Raw genomic sequence first — 18,427 nt, forward strand, 5'->3', positions numbered from 1 at the left:
GACGCTCTTCCGATCTGAACCCGTGGCCCGTCGCGCTGCGCCAGCCGTTGAACGGCCGGCCGCCGCGCGTGTCGAGACGCCGGCTACGCCTGCGGGCCCGCAACCCTACACCGCGCCGACCGCTTCGACGTCGAGCACCAGCCGGTTGAACACCGCGCCTGCAGCTTCAACCCCGGCTCCGGTCGTGACCACGCCCGCCGCTCCAGCGATCACGGTCCAGCCGCTGAACTGATCTCAGCAGAATAATGGAAAGCCCCGGCTTCGGCCGGGGCTTTTTCTATGATCGAGCTTCAGGCGCCGCTGACGCGCCAGATGACATTGCCCACATCGTCGGCGACCAGCAGCGCGCCTTGCCGGTCGATCTGCACTCCCACGGGCCGGCCCTGAGCCTGGCCTTGGGCGTTCAGAAAGCCGGTCAGAACATCCTGCGGCGGTCCAGCGGGACGCCCATCGACGAACGGCACGAAGATCACCTTATAGCCGCTGCGCACGCTGCGATTCCACGATCCGTGCTGGCCGACGAAAACGCCTGAACGCAAGGCTGGCGGCAACAGGCTCGCGCTCTCGCTGAATGTCAGCCCCAGCGACGCCGTGTGCGCGCCCAGGGCGTAATCCGGCCGGATCGCGCGCGCGACCATCGCCGGATTGGCGGGTGGGCGCGTATCGACAGTCTGGCCGTAATAGCTCCACGGCCAGCCATAGAAGGCGCCCGGCGTCACCGACGTCATATAGTCGGGCACCAGATCGTCGCCGATTTCATCACGCTCGTTGACCGCGACCCATAGCTGGCCGGTCTGAGGGTTCCAGTCCATTCCGACCGGATTGCGCAGGCCCGAGGCATAGACCTGCCGCGCGCCCGTCGCTGGATCGATCTCCAGGATGGCCGCGCGATCGACTTCCTCATCCAGGCCGTTTTCGCCGACGTTGGAGTTCGATCCGACCCCGACATAAAGCCGCCGGCCTTCCGGGCCGGCGACAAGGCTCTTGGTCCAGTGGTGATTGCGGCCGGCGGGCAGGTCTGCGACCTTCGTGGCCGCAGCGTCGATCTGCGTCTGGCCGCTCTGATACGGAAAGGCCACCACCGCATCGGCGTTGGCGACGTACAGCCGGTCGCCGACCAGAGCCATGCCAAACGGCGAGTTCAGTCCGGTCAGGAAATCGCTCTTGATCTCCGCTGCGCCGTCGCCGTCCGCGTCCCGCAGCAGGACAATCTTGTTGGGGCTCGGGACACCGGCGCCGGCCTTGGCCATGACCTTGCCCATCACCCAGCCACGCAGACCGCCCTTCTTGTCTTCGGGCTTGGGCGGTGCATTCGACTCCGCGACCAGAATATCGCCGTTGGGCAGGCGATAGAGCCAGCGCGGGTGATCAAGGCCGGTCGCGAACGCCTGTACGCGCAAACCCGCCGCCGCGACCGGCGTCGCGCCTTCGGGCCAGCTCGACGCCGGGGCGATATTGACGGTGGGCAGCAAGCCCTGACGCGGCGCCGGCAGTTGCGGGTCCGGCCCAAAGCCGGCCGAAACGGGCAAGGCTGTCCCGCCCGCGCAGGCCCCCAAAACGATCACCGTCGCGAGCAATGTCGAGGCGAACAAAACCGTCCGTGGCGAGCGCATGGCCTTTGATCCTTACCGCGCCGGTTGGGCCGGGAACTCCAGACGGCTGACGTCGTATCCAAGAGACCGCGCCCGTTCGGTCAAGGCGCGCACCTGCTGCTCGCTGGGCAGGTCGCGCGTGTAGATGAACAGGCGATTGAAGGTCGGATCGGCCGAGATGAACCAGCTGTAGTCGTCCGCCCGGTCCAGCACCCAATAGTCCCAGGTCACGAACCCGGCCAGATATTTGACCCTCAGCTTGGCGTTCATTCCCGGATCGAGGATTTCGCCCCGTCCGCCGATGGCCTTTTCCTTGCCGTCCGGCGTGCCGACCTGACAGGTGTCGCGCACATCGACCCGCGTGCCCTCCACCGGCGTATAGATCGACGCGCCGGCGACGCAGCCGTCGGTCAACCGATCCGGCAGACGCGCGATCTCGTGCCAGCGCCCGGACCACAGACGCTGCACATCCACCGGCTTGGCCGGCTGGGGCGCGCGATATTCGGAAGGCGACGGTGCGGTCACGCATCCCGCCAGCGCGATCGCGGCGGCGGCTGATGCGGCGAGGGATTTCAGGCTGGACATGGGCGTTTCCGTTTCGAAGCCATAAGCCGCTTTCAGCGACCCTGGTTCCGTTACGCACCGACGGCGAAATCGGACGCCGCGGGACGAAAATCTCCTAGCGGGGAACAGGAACCCTCGCTTGTCCCGTCCCGCCCTTTGGCGTTGTCACATGGCGTTCGACGGAGACGCCCCGGTGACCACCGCCACCCTGACCAAAAAACCTGCCGCCCTTTCCACGCCGCGCCTGACCCACCTCCAGCGTCTGGAGGCCGAAAGCATCCACATCCTGCGCGAGGTGGCGGCCGAGGCCGAACGTCCGGTCATGCTGTACTCGATCGGCAAGGACTCAGCCATCATGCTGCATCTGGCGAAGAAGGCCTTCTATCCGTCCAGGCCGCCCTTCCCGCTTCTGCACGTCGACACGACGTGGAAGTTTCGCGCCATGTACGCGATGCGGGAACAGTCGGCTGCCGATCTGGGCGTCGAACTGCTGGTCCACCAGAACCCCGACGCGCTCGCACGCGGCATCAACCCGTTCGATCACGGCTCCGCCCTACACACGGACCTGTGGAAGACCGAAGGTCTGAAACAGGCCCTGAACCATTACGGCTTTGACGCGGCCTTCGGCGGCGCTCGTCGCGACGAGGAGAAGTCGCGCGCCAAGGAGCGGATCTTCTCATTCCGCACTGCCGAACATCGCTGGGACCCCAAGAACCAGCGCCCCGAACTCTGGCGGCTCTACAACACGCGCAAACGGCTGGGCGAGAGCATCCGCGTCTTCCCCATCTCCAACTGGACCGAGCTGGACGTCTGGCAGTACATCCACCTGGAGCAGATCCCGATCGTGCCCCTGTATCTGGCGGCCGAGCGGCCGGTGGTGGAGCGCGACGGCGCCCTGATCATGGTCGATGACGACCGGTTCCGGCTGCGCCCCGGCGAGACGCCGCAGATGAAGTCCGTCCGCTTCCGCACCCTGGGCTGCTACCCTTTGACAGGGGCGGTCGAGAGCACGGCCGCGACCCTGCCCGAGGTCATCCAGGAAATGCTTCTGACCACCACCTCGGAGCGGCAGGGCCGGATGATCGACCACGACCAATCCGCCTCGATGGAGAAGAAGAAGCAGGAGGGCTATTTCTGATGGCTCACCAGTCCGACCTGATCGCCCGCGACATCAACGCCTATCTGGACGCCCACCAGCACAAAAGCCTGCTGCGCTTCATCACCTGCGGCAGCGTGGACGACGGCAAGTCCACCCTGATCGGGCGGTTGCTCTACGATTCCAAGATGATCTTCGAGGATCAAATGGCGGCGCTGGAGGCGGACAGCCGCCGAGTCGGCACGCAAGGCGGCGACATCGACTTCGCCCTGCTGGTCGATGGTCTCGCCGCCGAGCGGGAGCAGGGCATCACCATCGACGTCGCCTATCGATTCTTCTCGACCGAAAAGCGGAAGTTCATCGTCGCCGATACGCCGGGGCACGAACAGTACACCCGCAACATGGTCACCGGCGCCTCGACCGCCGACGCCGCCGTCATCCTGATCGACGCCCGGCGCGGCGTGCTGACCCAGACGCGGCGCCACGCCTATCTGGTCAGCCTGCTGGGCATCCGCCACGTCATCCTGGCGGTCAACAAGATGGACCTCATGGGCTGGTCTCGGTCCGTGTTCGACGCCATCGTCGCCGACTTCTCCGACTTCGCCGCCCAGATCGGGCTTCAGGCCTTCGACGCCATCCCGATGTCAGCCCTGCGCGGCGACAACATCGCCGAACCCAGCGCCCATTCGCCCTGGTACGCCGGGCCGCCGCTGATGACCCTGCTGGAAACGCTGGAGGTCGGGGACGCTCTTCAGGCCGACCCCTTCCGCCTGCCGGTGCAGTGGGTCAACCGGCCCAATCTCGACTTCCGCGGCTTCTCCGGCCAGATCGCCGCCGGGATCGTGCGCCCCGGCGATTCGGTGCGCGTCCTGCCGTCCGGCAAGATCTCGACCGTCGCCCGCATCGTCACCGCCGACGGCGACCTGGATCAGGCCGTCGCTGGTCAGTCGATCACCCTGACCCTGGACGACGAGATCGATGTCTCGCGCGGCGACGTCCTGGCCTCCGCCGACGCCCCGCCCGAGGCCGCCGACCAGTTCGAGGCCACCGTGGTCTGGATGGACGACGAGCCCCTGCTGCCGGGCCGCCCCTACCTGCTCAAGATCGGCGCAAAGCTGGTGGGCGCCACCATCACCGAGCCCAAGCACAAGGTGAACGTCAACACCTTGGAACAGCAGCCGGCCAAGCGGCTGGAGTTGAACGAGATCGGCGTCTGCAACCTGTCGCTGGACGCCCCCGTCGCCTTCGCCCCCTATGCCGAGAACAAAGATTTGGGCGGTTTCATCCTGATCGACCGGATCTCGAACCGCACGGTCGGGGCGGGTTTGCTGCACTTCGCCCTGCGCCGCGCCCACAACATCCACTGGCAGGCGCTGTCGGTCGACAAGGCGGCGCGCGCCACGATCAAGAACCAGAAGGGACGCGTCGTCTGGCTGACCGGCCTGTCGGGCGCAGGCAAGTCGACCATCGCCGATCTGGTGGAAAAGCGGCTGCACGCCGACGGCCGCCACACCTATCTGCTGGACGGCGACAATGTCCGCCACGGCCTGAACCGCGACCTGGGCTTTACGGAGGAGGACCGGGTCGAGAACATCCGCCGCGTCGCCGAAGTGTCCAAACTGATGGTGGACGCCGGCCTGATCGTCCTGGTCAGCTTCATCTCGCCCTTCCGCGCCGAACGCCGTCTGGCCCGCGACCTGCTGGGCGAGGGCGAGTTCGTCGAGGTCCACGTCGACACGCCCCTGGCGGTGGCCGAGGCTCGCGACGTCAAGGGCCTGTACAAGAAGGCCCGCGCGGGAGAGCTCAAAAACTTCACCGGCATCGACAGCCCCTATGAAGCGCCCGAACACCCCGAGATCGTCGTGGACACCACCACCATGTCGCCCGAGGACGCCGCCGAGCGCATCGTCGCCTGGCTGGATGGGCGTTTCTCGACCGAGGACTTCGCCATCTAGGCTCGGAACCTTGACCGTTCGCCGGACGCTCTAGGACGCGATGACCACTCCGATCCAGAAGCTGAGCCTCGACACCATCGAGCAGTCGCAGATCGCCCGCATCGCCGGGATCAATCTGACGCTGGGCGGTCTGGTCAGCGCGGGCGTAATCCTGCTGATCGCCTTCGCCGCCCATTGGCTGGTGACGCGGTCGCTGCGCCGGGTGCGCGAGCGCTCGGACCGCAGCCGTCAGGCGATCTATCTGCTGGAGCGCCTGGCCGGCTACGGCATCATCGTCGTGGGAGTTATGTCAGCCCTGTCGGCGGCCGGGCTGAACCTGTCGTCCCTGACCGTCTTTGCCGGCGCGCTGGGCATCGGCGTGGGTCTCGGGCTGCAGGGGGTGGTCAAGGAGTTCGTCTCCGGCCTGTTCCTGATCTTCGACCGGATGGTGTCGGTCGGCGACTATATCGAGATCGAGGACATCGGCATCCGTGGCGCCATCATGGAGATCGGCCCGCGCGCCACCCGTGTCCGCACCAATGACAACGTCAATGTCCTGGTGCCCAACTCGCGCTTCATCGAACAGCCCGTCACCAACTGGACGATGAAGGGCGACACCCGCCGCATCCATGTGCCGTTCACCGTCGCCTATGGTTCGGACCGGGGTCAGGTGCGCGATGCGGTTCTGGCCGCCGCCCGCGCAAGCCCCTTCACCCTGCCGGAGACCGAGGCCCGCAAGAGCCAGGTCTGGCTGGTGGCCTTCGGCGATCGGGGATTGTCGTTCGAACTGGTGGTCTGGCCCACGCGCGACGCCGTCAAACGTCCGGCGGCCATGCACGCCGCCTACACCTGGCTGATCGCCGACGCCCTGGACGCGGCGGGCGTGGAGGTGCCGGTGCCCCAGACCGATCTTCGCCTGCGCACCGCCTTCGGCCTGGACGGCGAGGAGGCCTTGAAGCGCCTCGGCTACGGCGTCGGCTCACCGCCGCGACCGACCGGCCCGCAAAGTCCCGCCCGAACCGCCAACGACGCCGCCGACGATGTCATGGCCGACGATGAAGCGGAGATTCCGGAACCGGCCGCCTCACCCAAAGCCCGTCAGACGGACTGAGCCGCCTTGGCCTTCAACCGCCAGGCATGCAGCAACGGCTCGGTATAGCCGTTCGGCTGCTCGACGCCTTCGAACACCAGCGCCCGCGCCGCCTGATAGGCCAGACTGTTATCTAGGTCCGCCGCCATCGGCCGATACAGCGGATCGCCCGCATTCTGACCATCGACCTTGGCCGCCATGCGCTGGAACGCCGCCTCGACCTGATCGGCCGTACAGACCCCGTGCAGCAGCCAGTTGGCGATATGCTGCGAACTGATCCTCAGCGTCGCCCGGTCCTCCATCAGGCCGATATCGTGGATGTCCGGCACCTTGGAACACCCCACCCCCTGATCGATCCAGCGCACGACATAGCCCAGTATACCCTGGGCGTTGTTGTCCAATTCGGCCGCCACCTCGTCCTCGGACCAGTTGACGCCATTCGCCAGCGGCGGGGTCAGCAAGGCCTCCAGCCCCGGCGTGTCGCGCCCGGCCACATCCTTTTGAACCGCGAACACATCGACCGCATGATAGTGCAGCGCATGCAGGGTCGCCGCCGTCGGCGAGGGGGTCCAGGCGGTGTTCGCGCCCGTCTTCGGATGACCGATCTTCTGCTCCAGCATGTCCGCCATCCGGTCCGGCGCCGCCCACATCCCCTTGCCGATCTGGGCCTTGCCCGACAGGCCGCATTTCAGGCCGATGGCGACGTTCCTCGCCTCATAGGCCGCGATCCAGGCGCTGGACTTGATGTCCGCCTTTCGCACCACCGGCCCGGACTGCATGGCCGTGTGGATCTCGTCGCCGGTACGATCCAAAAAGCCGGTGTTGATGAAGACGATCCGGTCCTTCACCGCCTGAATGCAGGCCGCCAGATTGGCCGAGGTCCGGCGCTCCTCGTCCATCACCCCAACCTTGATCGCATGACGCGGCATGGCCAGCAGATCCTCGACCGCATCGAACAGACCGTCGGTGAAGGCGGCCTCTTCCGGACCGTGCATCTTGGGTTTGACGATATAGACCGAGCCCGTCGCGCTGTTGCCGAACCCGCCCAGACCCTTGATGTCATACAGCGCGATCAGGCTGGTCACGATGGCGTCCATGATCCCCTCGGGCGCCTCCGACCCGTCCGCCAGACGAATGGCCGGGGTCGTCATCAGATGCCCGACATTGCGCACGAACAGCAGGCTGCGCCCCTTCAGGATCACCGAGGACCCGTCCGGCGCGGTCCACTGGCGATCCGGCTCCAAGGCGCGGGTCAGGGTCTCGCCGCCCTTCTTGAACGTCGCGGACAGGTCGCCGCGCATCAGACCCAGCCAGTTGCGATAGGCCTCGGCCTTGTCCGCCGCATCGACGGCCGCGACGGAATCCTCCAGATCGACGATGGTCGACAGGGCCGATTCCAGCACCACGTCCGCCAGACCCGCCGCATCGCCGCGCCCCACCGGATGGCTGCGGTCGATCACCAGTTCGATGTGCAGCCCGTTGTTGACCAGCAGGATCGAAGACGGCGCCGTCGTCTCGCCGGTAAAACCAACGAACTGTCCTGCATCCTTCAACGCGGGCGACAGTGCGCCATCAATTACCGACCAGCCGGCGACATCCGTATGCGAACCCTCCGCCAGCGGCGCCGCCTCGTCCAAAAAGGCCTTGGCCCGCGCGACGACCCGAGCGCCGCGCGCCGCGTCATAGCCGCCGCCGGCCGGCAGGTCGCCCAACGCATCCGTGCCGTAAAGCGCGTCATACAGGCTGCCCCACCGTGCATTGGCGGCGTTCAGAAGGAAGCGAGCGTTCAGCACCGGCACGACCAACTGCGGCCCGGCCATGCGCGCAATCTCGGCGTCCACGCCTTCGGTCCCGATCGTGAACGGCGCCGGCTCCTCGACCAGATAGCCGATCTCTTTCAGGAAGGCCTGCGACGCCGCCACATCATAGGGCTGGCCCCGCCGCGCCCGATGCCAGTCGTCAATCTGGGCCTGCAAGGCGTCGCGTCGCGCCAGCAGCGCCCGGTTCTCGGGCGCGAACCGCTCGAAGATCGCCGCCGCCCCGCTCCAGAAGGCGGCCGCATCAAGCCCCAGCCCAGGCAGTACGTCCTGCTCGATCAGGGCGATCAATTCGCCCGCGACCTTCAGCCCGGCGCGATCTTCATGGGTCGTCATGACGGCCTCTCTCCGGCGCGACGCCGGCCTGTAACAATGCGTGATCAGGTAAGCTGAGGCCGCACGCCGGCGCAAGGGTCACGTCGCGTCATCGCCGTCGCTTTTCTTCCAAGGCGACAGCCGGCTGGTCACAAACGCTTAACCGCGTCCGTGAACGGGACCGCAAGCGACGGCGTCTATTGTGAGCTTACGGACGAACTCGCGTCCGGTCAGTCGAGCGTCTCGCCCATGCTGTTTCTTCTGAACGACGTCGTGTTCGACCTGGACGAGGCCTGCCCGGTCACGCCCGCCGACGCGCGCCGGTTCGAGAAGCTGGGTCTGGACTATCTGCTGGAACTGGGCTGCGAACTGTTCGCCGAGGACCCGCTGCTTCACCGCAACGATCCCGAACGCGCCCGCCGGCTGGCATGGCTGATCGCCGAGCGCAGCCCGGACGTGAACGCCGCCCTGTTCGCGGCGCCGGCACCCGCCTGCAATCCCGACCTGGTCGAGCCGCGTTTCTGCACCCTGCCCGAACAGGTGATGCGCCAGCTTCAGGCCAAGGGCCGTCGCCTCGACGCCGTCTCCGCAGACCGCGCCGTCTGGAACCGCCTGGCCGCCTGATCGCGGCCTGAAACGCCGTCAGAAGACGGCGTTGAACACCACGTGGACCAGCGTCGCCACGGCTACGATAAAGCCGAAGCCGACGACCAGCCCCACCGCCGGATGCAGCGGCGCCCGCTCACGCGGCGCATGGGCGATACGATCTTGAGGATGGATGACAGCCATCGTCCTTGTCCTTTCCCTATGATCCCGGATCGATCCGGGAGGGGAGCGTCGGACTCTGACGGCCTGATCGTCTCCTCCAGAACCGAGCATGACTCCGATAGCCCTTCGTGGCGAGGGGTTATTTTACGTGGACCAATCGGCTGGACGTCGGCGCGTGGAAGTTGCACCTTCGCCCTCAAGGGATGTTCGGGACTGATTGTATGAGTTCGAAGCTGGTAACCTGCGCCATTGCGGCGGTGGGATCGATTGTTTTTGCCGCAATGGCTCAGCCAGCGCGGGCGGACTGGCTGCGGGCCGAAAGCGAACGCTTCATCGTCTATAGCGACGGCGGCGAGCGCGCCCTGCGCGATTACGTCCAAAAACTCGAGATTTTCGATCGTGTCATGCAGGTCCGACACGGCGGCTCGATGTCGGATGAGCCGCAGCGCAAAATGCCGATCTATCTCGTCGGCGGTCGCCGAGGCCTGACGCGTGTGCACCCGCAGAGCGGTGAAAACACGATGGGCACCTACTTCCCGACGGAAGAGGATATCTTTGCGGTCGCCATCAGAGGCGACGGCGACGGCGGGATGTCGGGCGACGACATCCTGATGCACGAATACGCCCACCACTTCATGCTGGGCAACTTCCCCGGATCCTACCCGGCGTGGTTCGTCGAAGGCTTTGCCGAGTACTACATGACCGCGGACATCGACGTCCGAGATCGGAAAGTTCAACTGGGCCAGTTTAACCAAAACCGCGCCTACTGGATTATGGCGGAAACCTGGATCCCGCTTGATGTCCTGCTGACCAAGCGTCCGGGTGAAGTTCGATCCGAGAGTCAGAAAGCGACCTACTATCCGATCGCCTGGCTGCTGACCCACTGGTTCATCAGCGATTCTGCGCGCCTGGAGCAGTTGGAAGACTATCTGAAGCGCGTTTCGGGCGGCGAGGACTCCGTAGCTGCGATGGAGGCTTCCACTGGAATGTCGCTTCGTGACCTTCAGGTCGCGCTTCGACGCTACACCCGTGGTCGCCTGATGGGCAGGACGCTCAGCGGCCAGTTTCCAACGGCCGACCTCGTCGTCACGCGACTGTCGCCCGCCGCCGATGATCTGCTACTCATCAATCAACGGCTCAAGATCGGCGTCCCTGACGAAGATCGCCAGGCCTTGGGCCAAGAGGTCGCCAGGCTGGCGGCGCGGCATAGGGACGATCCGCTGGCCTTGCTCGCCGCCGGCCATGCCGGTCTCCATTTCGGCGATCGCCCCGCCGGCGAACGTGCGCTTCAACGCCTGCTGGACATCGATCCGGACCATGTCGAAGCCTTGCAGTTCCTGGCGCAGGAGCGGCTCAAACAAGCGCGCGAAGCCGAAGACGACGACCAGGCTCAGGCGCTGCGCGTCCAGGCGCGCGGCTATCTCTCTCGCGCCTATGCAGCCGGTCAGAACGACTACCGCACCCTTATGCTGATGTCCGAACTCCGTCGGACCCAGCCCGGCTATCCTAACGAAAACGATTTGCTGACCCTGGGCCTGGCGCTGGATCGCGCCCCTCAACTGGCGGCGGTGCGCTTCCCCTATGCGGACGCCCTGGTGAAAACCAGCAAGCCGGAAGAGGCGATCGCGGTGCTGAAACCGGTGGCCAACAATCCCCACGGCGGCGCCGCCTCCGTCTTCGCAAGCGGCATGATCGCCGCCATCGAAAAGGGCCAGCCCTTGCCGGAAATCACGCAAGATGCCGAAGCGCCTCAGATCAGCGAGCCGGAGCCGGAAACCTCTCCGCAAACACCGTCTGAATCCGCCCCATCTCCCGCCAGCGAGTGACTTTCGGCGCGTGGCGGGTTAGTCGCGCGCCATGTCCTCCTTGACCCTGCCTGAAGAAGCGGCGCGCCGCCGGACCTTCGCCATCATCGCCCACCCGGATGCGGGCAAGACGACCCTGACCGAGCATATCCTGTTGGCCGGCGGCGCCATTCGTGCGGCCGGCGCCGTGCGGGCGCGCGGCGAAAACCGGCGGACGCGTTCGGACTGGATGAAGATCGAGAAGGAGCGGGGTATCTCGGTCTCGGCCTCGGTCATGACGTTCGAGCACGACGGCAAGATGTTCAACCTGCTCGATACCCCCGGACACGAGGACTTTTCCGAAGACACCTATCGCACCCTGACCGCCGCCGACTGCGCCATCATGGTGCTGGACGCCGCCAAGGGCATCGAGCCGCAGACGCTGAAGCTGTTCGAGGTCTGCCGCCTGCGCGACATCCCGATCATCACCTTCATCAACAAGCTGGACCGCGAGGCCCAGGACCCGATGGCCCTGCTGGACGACATCGCATCGCGCCTTCAGCTGGACCCGGCCCCGATCTGGTGGCCGGCCGAGAGCGGCAATCGCCTGCGCGGCATGGTCGAGGTCGGAACCGGCCGGTTCCAGCCCTATACCCGCAAGGCCGCCGGGTCGGCCGAGGATCCCGAACACCCCCCCGCCCTGCCGCTGGACCAGGCGGCGCAGTATTTCGAGGCGGGCGAGCAAGACAATCTCGCCGAGGCCGTTGAACTGGTCGAGGGCGGCTATCCGGCCTTTGACCGCCAGGCTTTTCTGGAAGGTCACATGACGCCGGTGCTGTGGGGCTCGGCGCTTCGCCACTTCGGCATCGACGAACTGCTGAAAGCCATCGGCGACTGGGCCCCGGCGCCCAAGGTGATGAAGGCCAAAAGGGAATCCCCGCCCGAGACCCGCAACGCCCCCGCCCCCGTCGAGACCGAGGTCGAACCGGGATCGGCCGAAGTCACCGGCTTCGTGTTCAAGGTCCAGGCGAACATGGATCCCAACCACCGCGACCGGATCGCCATGTTCCGCATGGCGTCGGGCGCCTTCAAGCGCGGCATGAAGCTGAAGGTGCAGAACACCGGCAAGTCGTTGTCGGTCAATGCGCCGATCATGTTCTTCGCCTCGGATCGGGAACTGGCCGACGACGCCTTCGCCGGCGACGTGATCGGCATTCCGAACCACGGCGTGCTGCGCGTCGGCGACAGTCTGTCGGAGAGCGGCGTGGTCCGTTTCGCCGGCCTGCCCAACTTCGCGCCGGAAATCCTGCAACGGGTTCGCGTGAAGGATCCGCTGAAGGCCAAACATCTGAAGAAGGCGCTGGAAGGTCTGGCCGAGGAAGGCGTGACCCAGCTGTTCCGTCCCGAAATCGGCTCGGACTTCATCGTCGGCGCCGTGGGCCAGCTGCAGTTCGAGGTCATGGCCGACCGTCTGGGCGAGGAGTACGGCCTGGACGTCGTCTTCGAACCCTCCCCCTACGCCGAGGCGCGCTGGATCGCTCCAGGCGCGGAGGGCTCCGACGCGGACGTCGAGGACTTCAGCGGGAAATACCGCCCCCAGATGGCGCGCGACATCGACCAGGCCCCGGTCTTCCTGGCCAAGTCGAGCTGGGAGACCGGCTATGTCGGCGAACGCTTCCCCAAGATCGCCTTCACCAAGACGAAGGAGCGCGGCTAAGACCGGGCGCCGCTAACGACTTCCTTTGGTCACGCAGCTGAGCCATTCTGAGGTCATGTCGACGCTTCTCGCCCTAGCCAGCACCGTCTTTATGCTGCAGGCCGCCCCTTCCGTGGGGCTGGTTTCTTATGACGAGGCGGTGCGTTGTGCGGGCCTGACCCAGGCCGCGTCGGAGCTTGAAGGCGGCGAGAGCGCCCAGGGGCGGCGGCTGTATGACGCCGCGCTCTACTGGTCCCTGGCGGCCATGCAGGCCGCGACGGCGGCGGGCAAGACGGCGCCGGCCGCAGAGGCCGATCAGACCCGCGCGCGCATCACCGCGGTGCGTCAGCTCAACGCTGAGGCGCCCGAGGCCCGCGCCAATCTGCAACGCTGCCAGCAGAAGACGCCGAAACTCGACTAGGTCGCCGGCTTAAGGCCAAGCCGAACCGCATTCCCGGCGCTGCGTTTGCATTGGACGCCGCAGGTGACGCAGTCTGCGTCCCGAAGCGGGATAACCGAGGTCCAGCATGTTCGAATTCGGCCGTGATCTTCGAAAACTCTTCGCCCAGGCGCGAGAGAGCGAAGACCTGGGCTGGATCGAACTGATCGGCGCGGATCTGCTGCGCGCCGAGGCGCGACGCGAGGCCACGGACGCCGGACGCGTCTCCTGCGCCCGTCCCTTCGAGACAGAAAACCGCGCCTGCGCCCTGTGGCGCGAACACGCCCGACGCACCGGCGCCGCCGACAGTCTGGACCGTGCCGACCGCTGCGCCGACAGCCTAGCGCGTTCAGCCGTGGGCGAGGATCAGATCGCGCGGGCGGCCATGGCCAAGGCGGCGGTGCTGATGCTGCGCTTTGACCTGTGCGGCGATCCCGCCCGTCTGGACTGCGCAGCGACGACCCTTGCGGCGGTCGGACAGCCGCGCAGCCGACGCATCGCCGTCGGCATGGCCGCGCTTCACGCCCGACTGACGGTTCGCACGGCCCGACTGAGCGGCGACATCGCCCGCCTTCATCAGGCGGCTGTCTTGATGGATGAGGCGGTGCGCAGAGACGACGCCGAGGACATGGATCTGCGCATGGATCGCGCGGCCCTGTCGCTGGAAATGGGCGTGGTCCAGCGCGACGTGCATCTGCTGGATCAGGCCGGCCGCGACCTGGGCGCCCTGGTCGAGGCCGCGTCCCCCGACCATCGCCCCCTGACCCGCGCCCGCGCCCTGGCCCTGTGCGGCGCCGGCCTGTCGGCCCTGGCCGTGATCGCGGGGCATGACGAGGCCCGCAACCAGGGGCGGATCATGTTCGACGCCGCCGCCGATCAGTTCACCCCGGATCACAGCCCACTGGACTGGGCCGCGATCCAGGTGCTGCGCGTGGGCGACGACGCCCAGCCGCTGATGCTGCTGACCCAGGCGGAAACCCTGACGCAGGGCGGCGAATTGATCATCGGCGCCCTGGCGCGCGAGCGCCGCATCACGCGCGAAGTGGCCCTGGCCGAGGCGGTCAAGAATCTGACCGCCCTGATGACGCTGGAAACCCGCCTTCGCGCGCGCATGGCGACCGCGACGCCGCTCGACTGGGCCGCCGATCAGATCGGCATGGCCGAGATCATGCTGGCGCGACATCGGCTGGGCGGCGTCGTCCCGACCGATTTGGGGCTGATCCTGGGCGAGGCGGCGATGACGGCGCGGGAAATGGGCGTCGACGCCCTCGCCGACCGCGCTGAGGCGTTGTTGAGGTCCTAGCCTTCAGCCGCCCATGGCGACGAAGGCGCCGTTCAGGAACCGCGTCTTGCCATAGGCCATCCGCTGCCCGTCATCGGCCAGCACCCGTCCGCCGGCGGCTTCCAGCACGGCCTGGCCTGCAGCCGTGTCCCATTCCGAGGTTGGACCCGTGCGCGGATAGGCGTCGAACCGCCCCTCGGCGATCAGGCAGAATTTCAACGACGAATCCGTCCCCTGCCAGCGCGAGCAGCCGTGACGGGCGGCCAGACGCGTCGCCTCTTCGTCGGTGACGCTGTGGCTCAGCAGGGCCATGCCTTCCTGCGGCCGGTCGCGCACCCGGATCGGACGCCAGTCCTCGCCCGAATGCGCCTCGCCGGCCTGAAGGGCGCCGAACTGACGCCGGAAGGCGCCGCCATCAGGCTTGTCGGTGCGCCAGGTCGTCGCCGTCGCCGGCGCCGTCACCACGCCCGCGACCGGATAGCCGTCATGGATCAGGGCGATATTGACGGTGAAGGCCTCGCCGCCGCGCACGAAGCCGCGCGTGCCGTCCAGCGGATCGATCAGCCAGAACCAGTCCTCGGCGGTTTCAGGCGCGCCATCGGCCGACACGGCTTCCTCCGCCACCGTCTGCACGCCCGGATAAAGCGCCGCCAACCGTTCCAGGATCAGAGCCTCGGCCGCCCGGTCGGCTTGCGTCACCGGGCTGTCGTCGGACTTGGTCTCGACCGCCGTGCCTGCGCGCCAATAGGGCAGGATCAGCCGCGCGGCTTCCTCAGCGATCTCGGCGATGGCCAGGGACAGCGCGCCGGACGTCAGATCGCGCTCTAGAGCAGGTGTGGAGGAGGTCGTCATTGGCGGGTCGATAGACCATCCGGGCGGTTCCATGAACCGGCAAATCACTCCAACTTCGCGCGCGACACGAACTGTGACCTGAGCGCGCCAGACATCATGACCTCCCCCCACGACACAGACGCCGCTCCGCTGGACCTCCCGGTCGATGGGACGGAGCTGGCGACCTACATCGCGGCCAAGCTGTGCCATGACTTCATCAGTCCGTCGGGCGCCATCGTCTCCGGCCTGGACCTGATGCAGGACCCGACGGCCCAGGACATGCGCGACGACGCCCTAGCCCTGATCGAGCAGAGCGCCAGGAAGATGGTCGCCCTGGTTCACTTCGCCCGCGTCGCCTTCGGCGCCGCCACCACCAGCGAGAAGTTCACCGCCCGCGAGATCGAAGGCCTGGTGTCCGGCATGGTGCAAGGGGGCCGCGCCTCGCTGGACTGGCGCATCGCCGACGGCGAGTTCACCAAGCCCCAGGCCCGCGCCCTGACCAACCTCGCCTATCTGACCGTCGGCGCCCTGCCGATGGGCGGCGTCGCCACCATTCAGTCGCGGATGGAAAACGGCCTGCTCTATCTGGAAGGCTTCGCCGAGGGCGCCCGCGCCCGGCTGAAGCCGGAGGCCGTCACGGGTCTGGCCGGCGAACGCCTGGTTGAGGGCCTGGCCGGCCAATGGATCCAGCCCTACTGGCTGTGGCTGACCGTGAACGAGGCCGGCGGCGCTCTTCGCGTCAAGGTTGAAGACGGAAAGGTCGCACTGGTCGCGCGAATGCCCGCCTGAGGCGTTTCCAAACGACTCATTAACTGGCGTTTGAGATAAAAACAGTCCATGCGCCACGGGCGAAAGCCGTCGTGTCATTGAGGGATCGACCTTGGACTTCCGAACCTGCCTGATCGTCGACGACAGCCGCATCATCCGCAAGGTTGCGCGCCGCATCGTCGAGGGCCTGGGCTATGAGGTCGATGAGGCGGCGGACGGCTCCGAAGCCTTGGCCTATTGCACCGGCGCCATGCCTGACGTGCTGCTGGTGGACTGGAACATGCCAGTGATGGACGGGATCACCTTCCTGCGTCGCCTGCGCGCCATGCCGGGCGGCAAGCAACCCAAGGTGCTGTTCTGCACGATCGAGACCCGCCCCGAGCGGATCGCCGAAGCCCTGGCCGCCGGCGCCGACGACTATGTGATGAAGCCGTTCGACGGCGAAATCCTGCAGTCCAAGCTGACGGAGGTCGGAGCGATCGCCGCATGACGCCTGAGGACTTCGACAAGCTGCAGTCCCTTCTCGCCACCCGCGCCGGCTATCGGCTGTCGCGGGATCGCATCCACCTGGCTGAACACCGGCTGGGTCCGATCGCGCGGCGTGAGGGCTACGCCAATGTCGAGGCTCTGCTGACGAACCTGTGGGCCAATCCGGTCGCCTCGCTGGCCTGGTCGGTGATCGAGGCCCTGCTGAACGCCGAGACCTGGTTCCGTCGCGACCGCACCCCTTTCCGCATTCTCGAAACCGAACTGCTGCCGGCCCTGTCCAAGGCGCGGCCCGACGGGCGGATCAAGATCTGGTCGGCCGGCTGCTCGACCGGCCAAGAGGCCTGGTCCATCGCCATGACGGCCAGGGAGATCGGCGTCGATGTCGATCTGGTCGCCACCGACCTGTCGCAGCGCGCGATTGAGAAGGCGCGCTCGGGCCTCTATACCGGCTTCGAGATCCAGCGCGGGCTTACGGCCAAGACCATGCTGCGCTGGTTCGAACCGCGGGAAGACCAGTGGATCGTCAAGGCCGAACTGGCCGACGCCGTGCGTTTCGGTCGCGCCAACCTGCTGGACGAACCGACCGATGACTCCCGTTTCGACGTCATCTTCTGCCGCAATGTGATGACCGATATGGAGCCGTCACGACGCGCGCGTCTGCTCGACGGACTGGAACGCCGCCTGGTCGATGACGGCTGCCTGCTTCTGGGCGTGGACGAAAGTCTGGAAGGCGAGACGGTCGCCTTCCGCGCCGTGAACGGCCGCCGGGGGCTGTATGTAAAGGCGCCATCCGCGCTTCGCCGCGCCGCCTGAACCCGCCCTTCATGCGGGCGATCAGCCCGCGTGCAACTCCTGCTTCACACGCTCCGCCAGCGTCTTGATGTCCAGCGGCTTGGGCAGGAAGGACACACCCGTCTCGTCCTGTAGCAGGTCCGAGAAGTCGCTTTCGGCATAGCCCGAGATGAACATGACCGGCGCGTCGCCCAGATATTTCCGCGCCTTCTTCAGCAAGGACGGCCCATCCAGTCCCGGCATGATGACGTCGGAGATCATCATGTCGATCTGGCCGGCGTGTTCCTCGGCCAGCAACAGGGCTTCCTCGCCGTCGGCGGCCTCGATCACCTCATAGCCGCGCTGGCGCAGCAGCCGGGCGGCGATGCCGCGCACGGCGTCTTCGTCCTCGACGAACAGGATGCGGCCGGCGCCCGACAGGTCGCGCGGCGCCTTGGCCTTGACCTCGACCGGCTGAACCTCGGCCAGCTCCGCCTCGCCCGCCGCCGGCAGGAAGATGCGGAAGGCGGCGCCCTTTATCTTGGAGTCGGGCCCTTCGATATTGCTGACGGTGATGTGGCCGCCCGCCTGCTGCACGATGCCATAGACGGTGGCCAAACCCATGCCGGTGCCCTCGTTCACCGCCTTGGTGGTGAAGAAGGGTTCGAAGATCTTGTCCGCCAGTTCGGGCGGCACGCCGGGTCCGGTGTCCGAGACCTCGATCAGGGCCACCTCGTCCGTAGGCGCATCAACCCAGCCCAGGGCTCGCGCCTCGTCGCCCGTCAGGCGGCGCGTGGCGATGGTGACGACGCCGGCGCCCGGCTCGACCACGCCGCGCATGGCGTCGCGCGCATTGACGGCAAGGTTCATCACCGCCGTCTCCAGCTGAGACTTGTCGGCCAGCACGACCGGCAGGTCGCGTCCGTAGTCGGTTTCCAGCCGCACGTCCTCGCGCAGCAGCCGCCGCAGCAGGATGGCGAACTCGCCGACCAGTTCGCCCAGGTCCAGCCGCTCGCGCCGCACCGTGGACTTGCGCGAGAAGGCCAGCAGCTTGCGCACCAGATCGGCCGCACGAATGGCCGTCTGGCGGATCTCGTTCAGGCCCTCGTAGGACGGATCGCCCACCGGGTGCCGTTCCAGCAGACCCGACAGCTGAAGCTGGATCGCCGTCAGCAGATTGTTGAAGTCGTG

17 protein-coding genes and 1 pseudogene are annotated in these 18,427 nt (G+C 66.8%); 12 read left to right on the top strand and 6 right to left on the bottom strand.

The window, feature by feature from the left end; translation table 11 throughout:
* Positions 1 to 232: pseudogene (locus B3T77_RS15390) on the top strand (hypothetical protein); the annotation flags it as partial.
* Positions 233 to 290: 58 nt separating this feature from the next.
* Here the strand turns inward: B3T77_RS15390 and B3T77_RS15395 are convergent.
* Positions 291 to 1,613: a PQQ-dependent sugar dehydrogenase gene (locus tag B3T77_RS15395; RefSeq protein WP_292080690.1), complete on the bottom strand. Its 1,323-nt coding sequence runs from the start codon at positions 1,611 to 1,613 to the stop codon at positions 291 to 293.
* Between the two features lie 12 nt (positions 1,614 to 1,625).
* Entirely contained in the window at positions 1,626 to 2,177 is a 552-nt protein-coding gene (locus tag B3T77_RS15400; RefSeq protein WP_165113764.1) for a lipocalin family protein, read from the bottom strand.
* A gap of 148 nt (positions 2,178 to 2,325) precedes the next feature.
* On the opposite strand from B3T77_RS15400, the gene cysD reads away from it, so the two are divergent.
* Genes cysD through B3T77_RS15415 form a run of 3 tightly spaced genes read left to right on the top strand, consistent with a single transcriptional unit; the run spans position 2,326 to position 6,297 of the window.
* Positions 2,326 to 3,294, top strand: a complete 969-nt coding sequence (gene cysD / locus B3T77_RS15405) for a sulfate adenylyltransferase subunit CysD (protein WP_292080705.1) — start codon at positions 2,326 to 2,328, stop codon at positions 3,292 to 3,294.
* A complete protein-coding gene (cysN, locus tag B3T77_RS15410) occupies positions 3,294 to 5,207 on the top strand; it encodes a sulfate adenylyltransferase subunit CysN (RefSeq protein ID WP_292080691.1) in 1,914 nt (637 codons plus the stop codon). The genes cysD and cysN overlap by 1 nt, the downstream gene beginning before the upstream one ends.
* 40 nt (positions 5,208 to 5,247) lie before the next feature.
* Positions 5,248 to 6,297 (top strand): mechanosensitive ion channel family protein, encoded by a 1,050-nt coding sequence (locus tag B3T77_RS15415; protein ID WP_292080692.1) that lies wholly within the window; start codon positions 5,248 to 5,250, stop codon positions 6,295 to 6,297.
* Here B3T77_RS15415 and B3T77_RS15420 read toward each other — a convergent pair.
* Complete coding sequence (locus B3T77_RS15420; RefSeq protein ID WP_292080693.1) at positions 6,285 to 8,429, bottom strand: malate synthase G; 2,145 nt, start codon at positions 8,427 to 8,429, stop codon at positions 6,285 to 6,287. The genes B3T77_RS15415 and B3T77_RS15420 overlap by 13 nt on opposite strands.
* A gap of 228 nt (positions 8,430 to 8,657) precedes the next feature.
* Between B3T77_RS15420 and B3T77_RS15425 the strand changes: the two genes are divergently transcribed.
* On the top strand, positions 8,658 to 9,032 hold the full coding sequence (locus tag B3T77_RS15425; protein ID WP_055753868.1) for a hypothetical protein: 375 nt from the start codon (positions 8,658 to 8,660) through the stop codon (positions 9,030 to 9,032).
* 18 nt (positions 9,033 to 9,050) lie between these two features.
* Here B3T77_RS15425 and B3T77_RS15430 read toward each other — a convergent pair whose 3' ends face one another.
* A complete protein-coding gene (locus B3T77_RS15430) occupies positions 9,051 to 9,197 on the bottom strand; it encodes a hypothetical protein (protein ID WP_165113816.1) in 147 nt (48 codons plus the stop codon).
* Between the two features lie 260 nt (positions 9,198 to 9,457).
* Here B3T77_RS15430 and B3T77_RS15435 point away from each other — a divergent pair, with 260 nt between their 5' ends.
* The 4 genes from B3T77_RS15435 (at position 9,458) to B3T77_RS15450 (ending at position 14,398) form a co-directional block, all read left to right on the top strand.
* Entirely contained in the window at positions 9,458 to 11,002 is a 1,545-nt protein-coding gene (locus B3T77_RS15435; protein ID WP_292080694.1) for a hypothetical protein, read from the top strand.
* Between the two features lie 31 nt (positions 11,003 to 11,033).
* Entirely contained in the window at positions 11,034 to 12,677 is a 1,644-nt protein-coding gene (locus tag B3T77_RS15440) for a peptide chain release factor 3 (RefSeq protein ID WP_292080695.1), read from the top strand.
* 55 nt (positions 12,678 to 12,732) lie between these two features.
* Positions 12,733 to 13,077, top strand: coding sequence for a hypothetical protein (locus B3T77_RS15445; RefSeq protein ID WP_292080696.1), 345 nt, complete (start codon positions 12,733 to 12,735; stop codon positions 13,075 to 13,077).
* Between the two features lie 106 nt (positions 13,078 to 13,183).
* Entirely contained in the window at positions 13,184 to 14,398 is a 1,215-nt protein-coding gene (locus B3T77_RS15450) for a hypothetical protein (RefSeq protein ID WP_292080697.1), read from the top strand.
* 3 nt (positions 14,399 to 14,401) lie between these two features.
* Here the strand turns inward: B3T77_RS15450 and cysQ are convergent, their stop codons facing one another.
* The gene (cysQ, locus tag B3T77_RS15455) at positions 14,402 to 15,229 is read right to left on the bottom strand and encodes a 3'(2'),5'-bisphosphate nucleotidase CysQ (protein WP_292080698.1); all 828 of its coding nucleotides are present in this window, start codon (positions 15,227 to 15,229) and stop codon (positions 14,402 to 14,404) included.
* A gap of 96 nt (positions 15,230 to 15,325) precedes the next feature.
* On the opposite strand from cysQ, the gene chpT reads away from it, so the two are divergent.
* From chpT to B3T77_RS15470, 3 genes are all read left to right on the top strand, one after another.
* Complete coding sequence (chpT, locus tag B3T77_RS15460) at positions 15,326 to 15,997, top strand: histidine phosphotransferase ChpT (protein ID WP_284877023.1); 672 nt, start codon at positions 15,326 to 15,328, stop codon at positions 15,995 to 15,997.
* 91 nt (positions 15,998 to 16,088) lie between these two features.
* Positions 16,089 to 16,466, top strand: coding sequence for a response regulator (locus tag B3T77_RS15465; protein WP_017505646.1), 378 nt, complete (start codon positions 16,089 to 16,091; stop codon positions 16,464 to 16,466).
* A complete protein-coding gene (locus B3T77_RS15470) occupies positions 16,463 to 17,278 on the top strand; it encodes a CheR family methyltransferase (RefSeq protein WP_292080701.1) in 816 nt (271 codons plus the stop codon). The genes B3T77_RS15465 and B3T77_RS15470 overlap by 4 nt, the downstream gene beginning before the upstream one ends.
* Positions 17,279 to 17,299: 21 nt before the next feature.
* Here B3T77_RS15470 and B3T77_RS15475 read toward each other — a convergent pair.
* A partial coding sequence (locus tag B3T77_RS15475; protein ID WP_292080702.1) for a response regulator occupies positions 17,300 to 18,427 on the bottom strand: 1,128 nt, incomplete at its 5' end.

It is taken from the genome of Brevundimonas sp. UBA7838 (assembly GCF_002500885.1).
GTDB classification, from domain to species: Bacteria; Pseudomonadota; Alphaproteobacteria; order Caulobacterales; family Caulobacteraceae; genus Brevundimonas; species Brevundimonas vesicularis_C.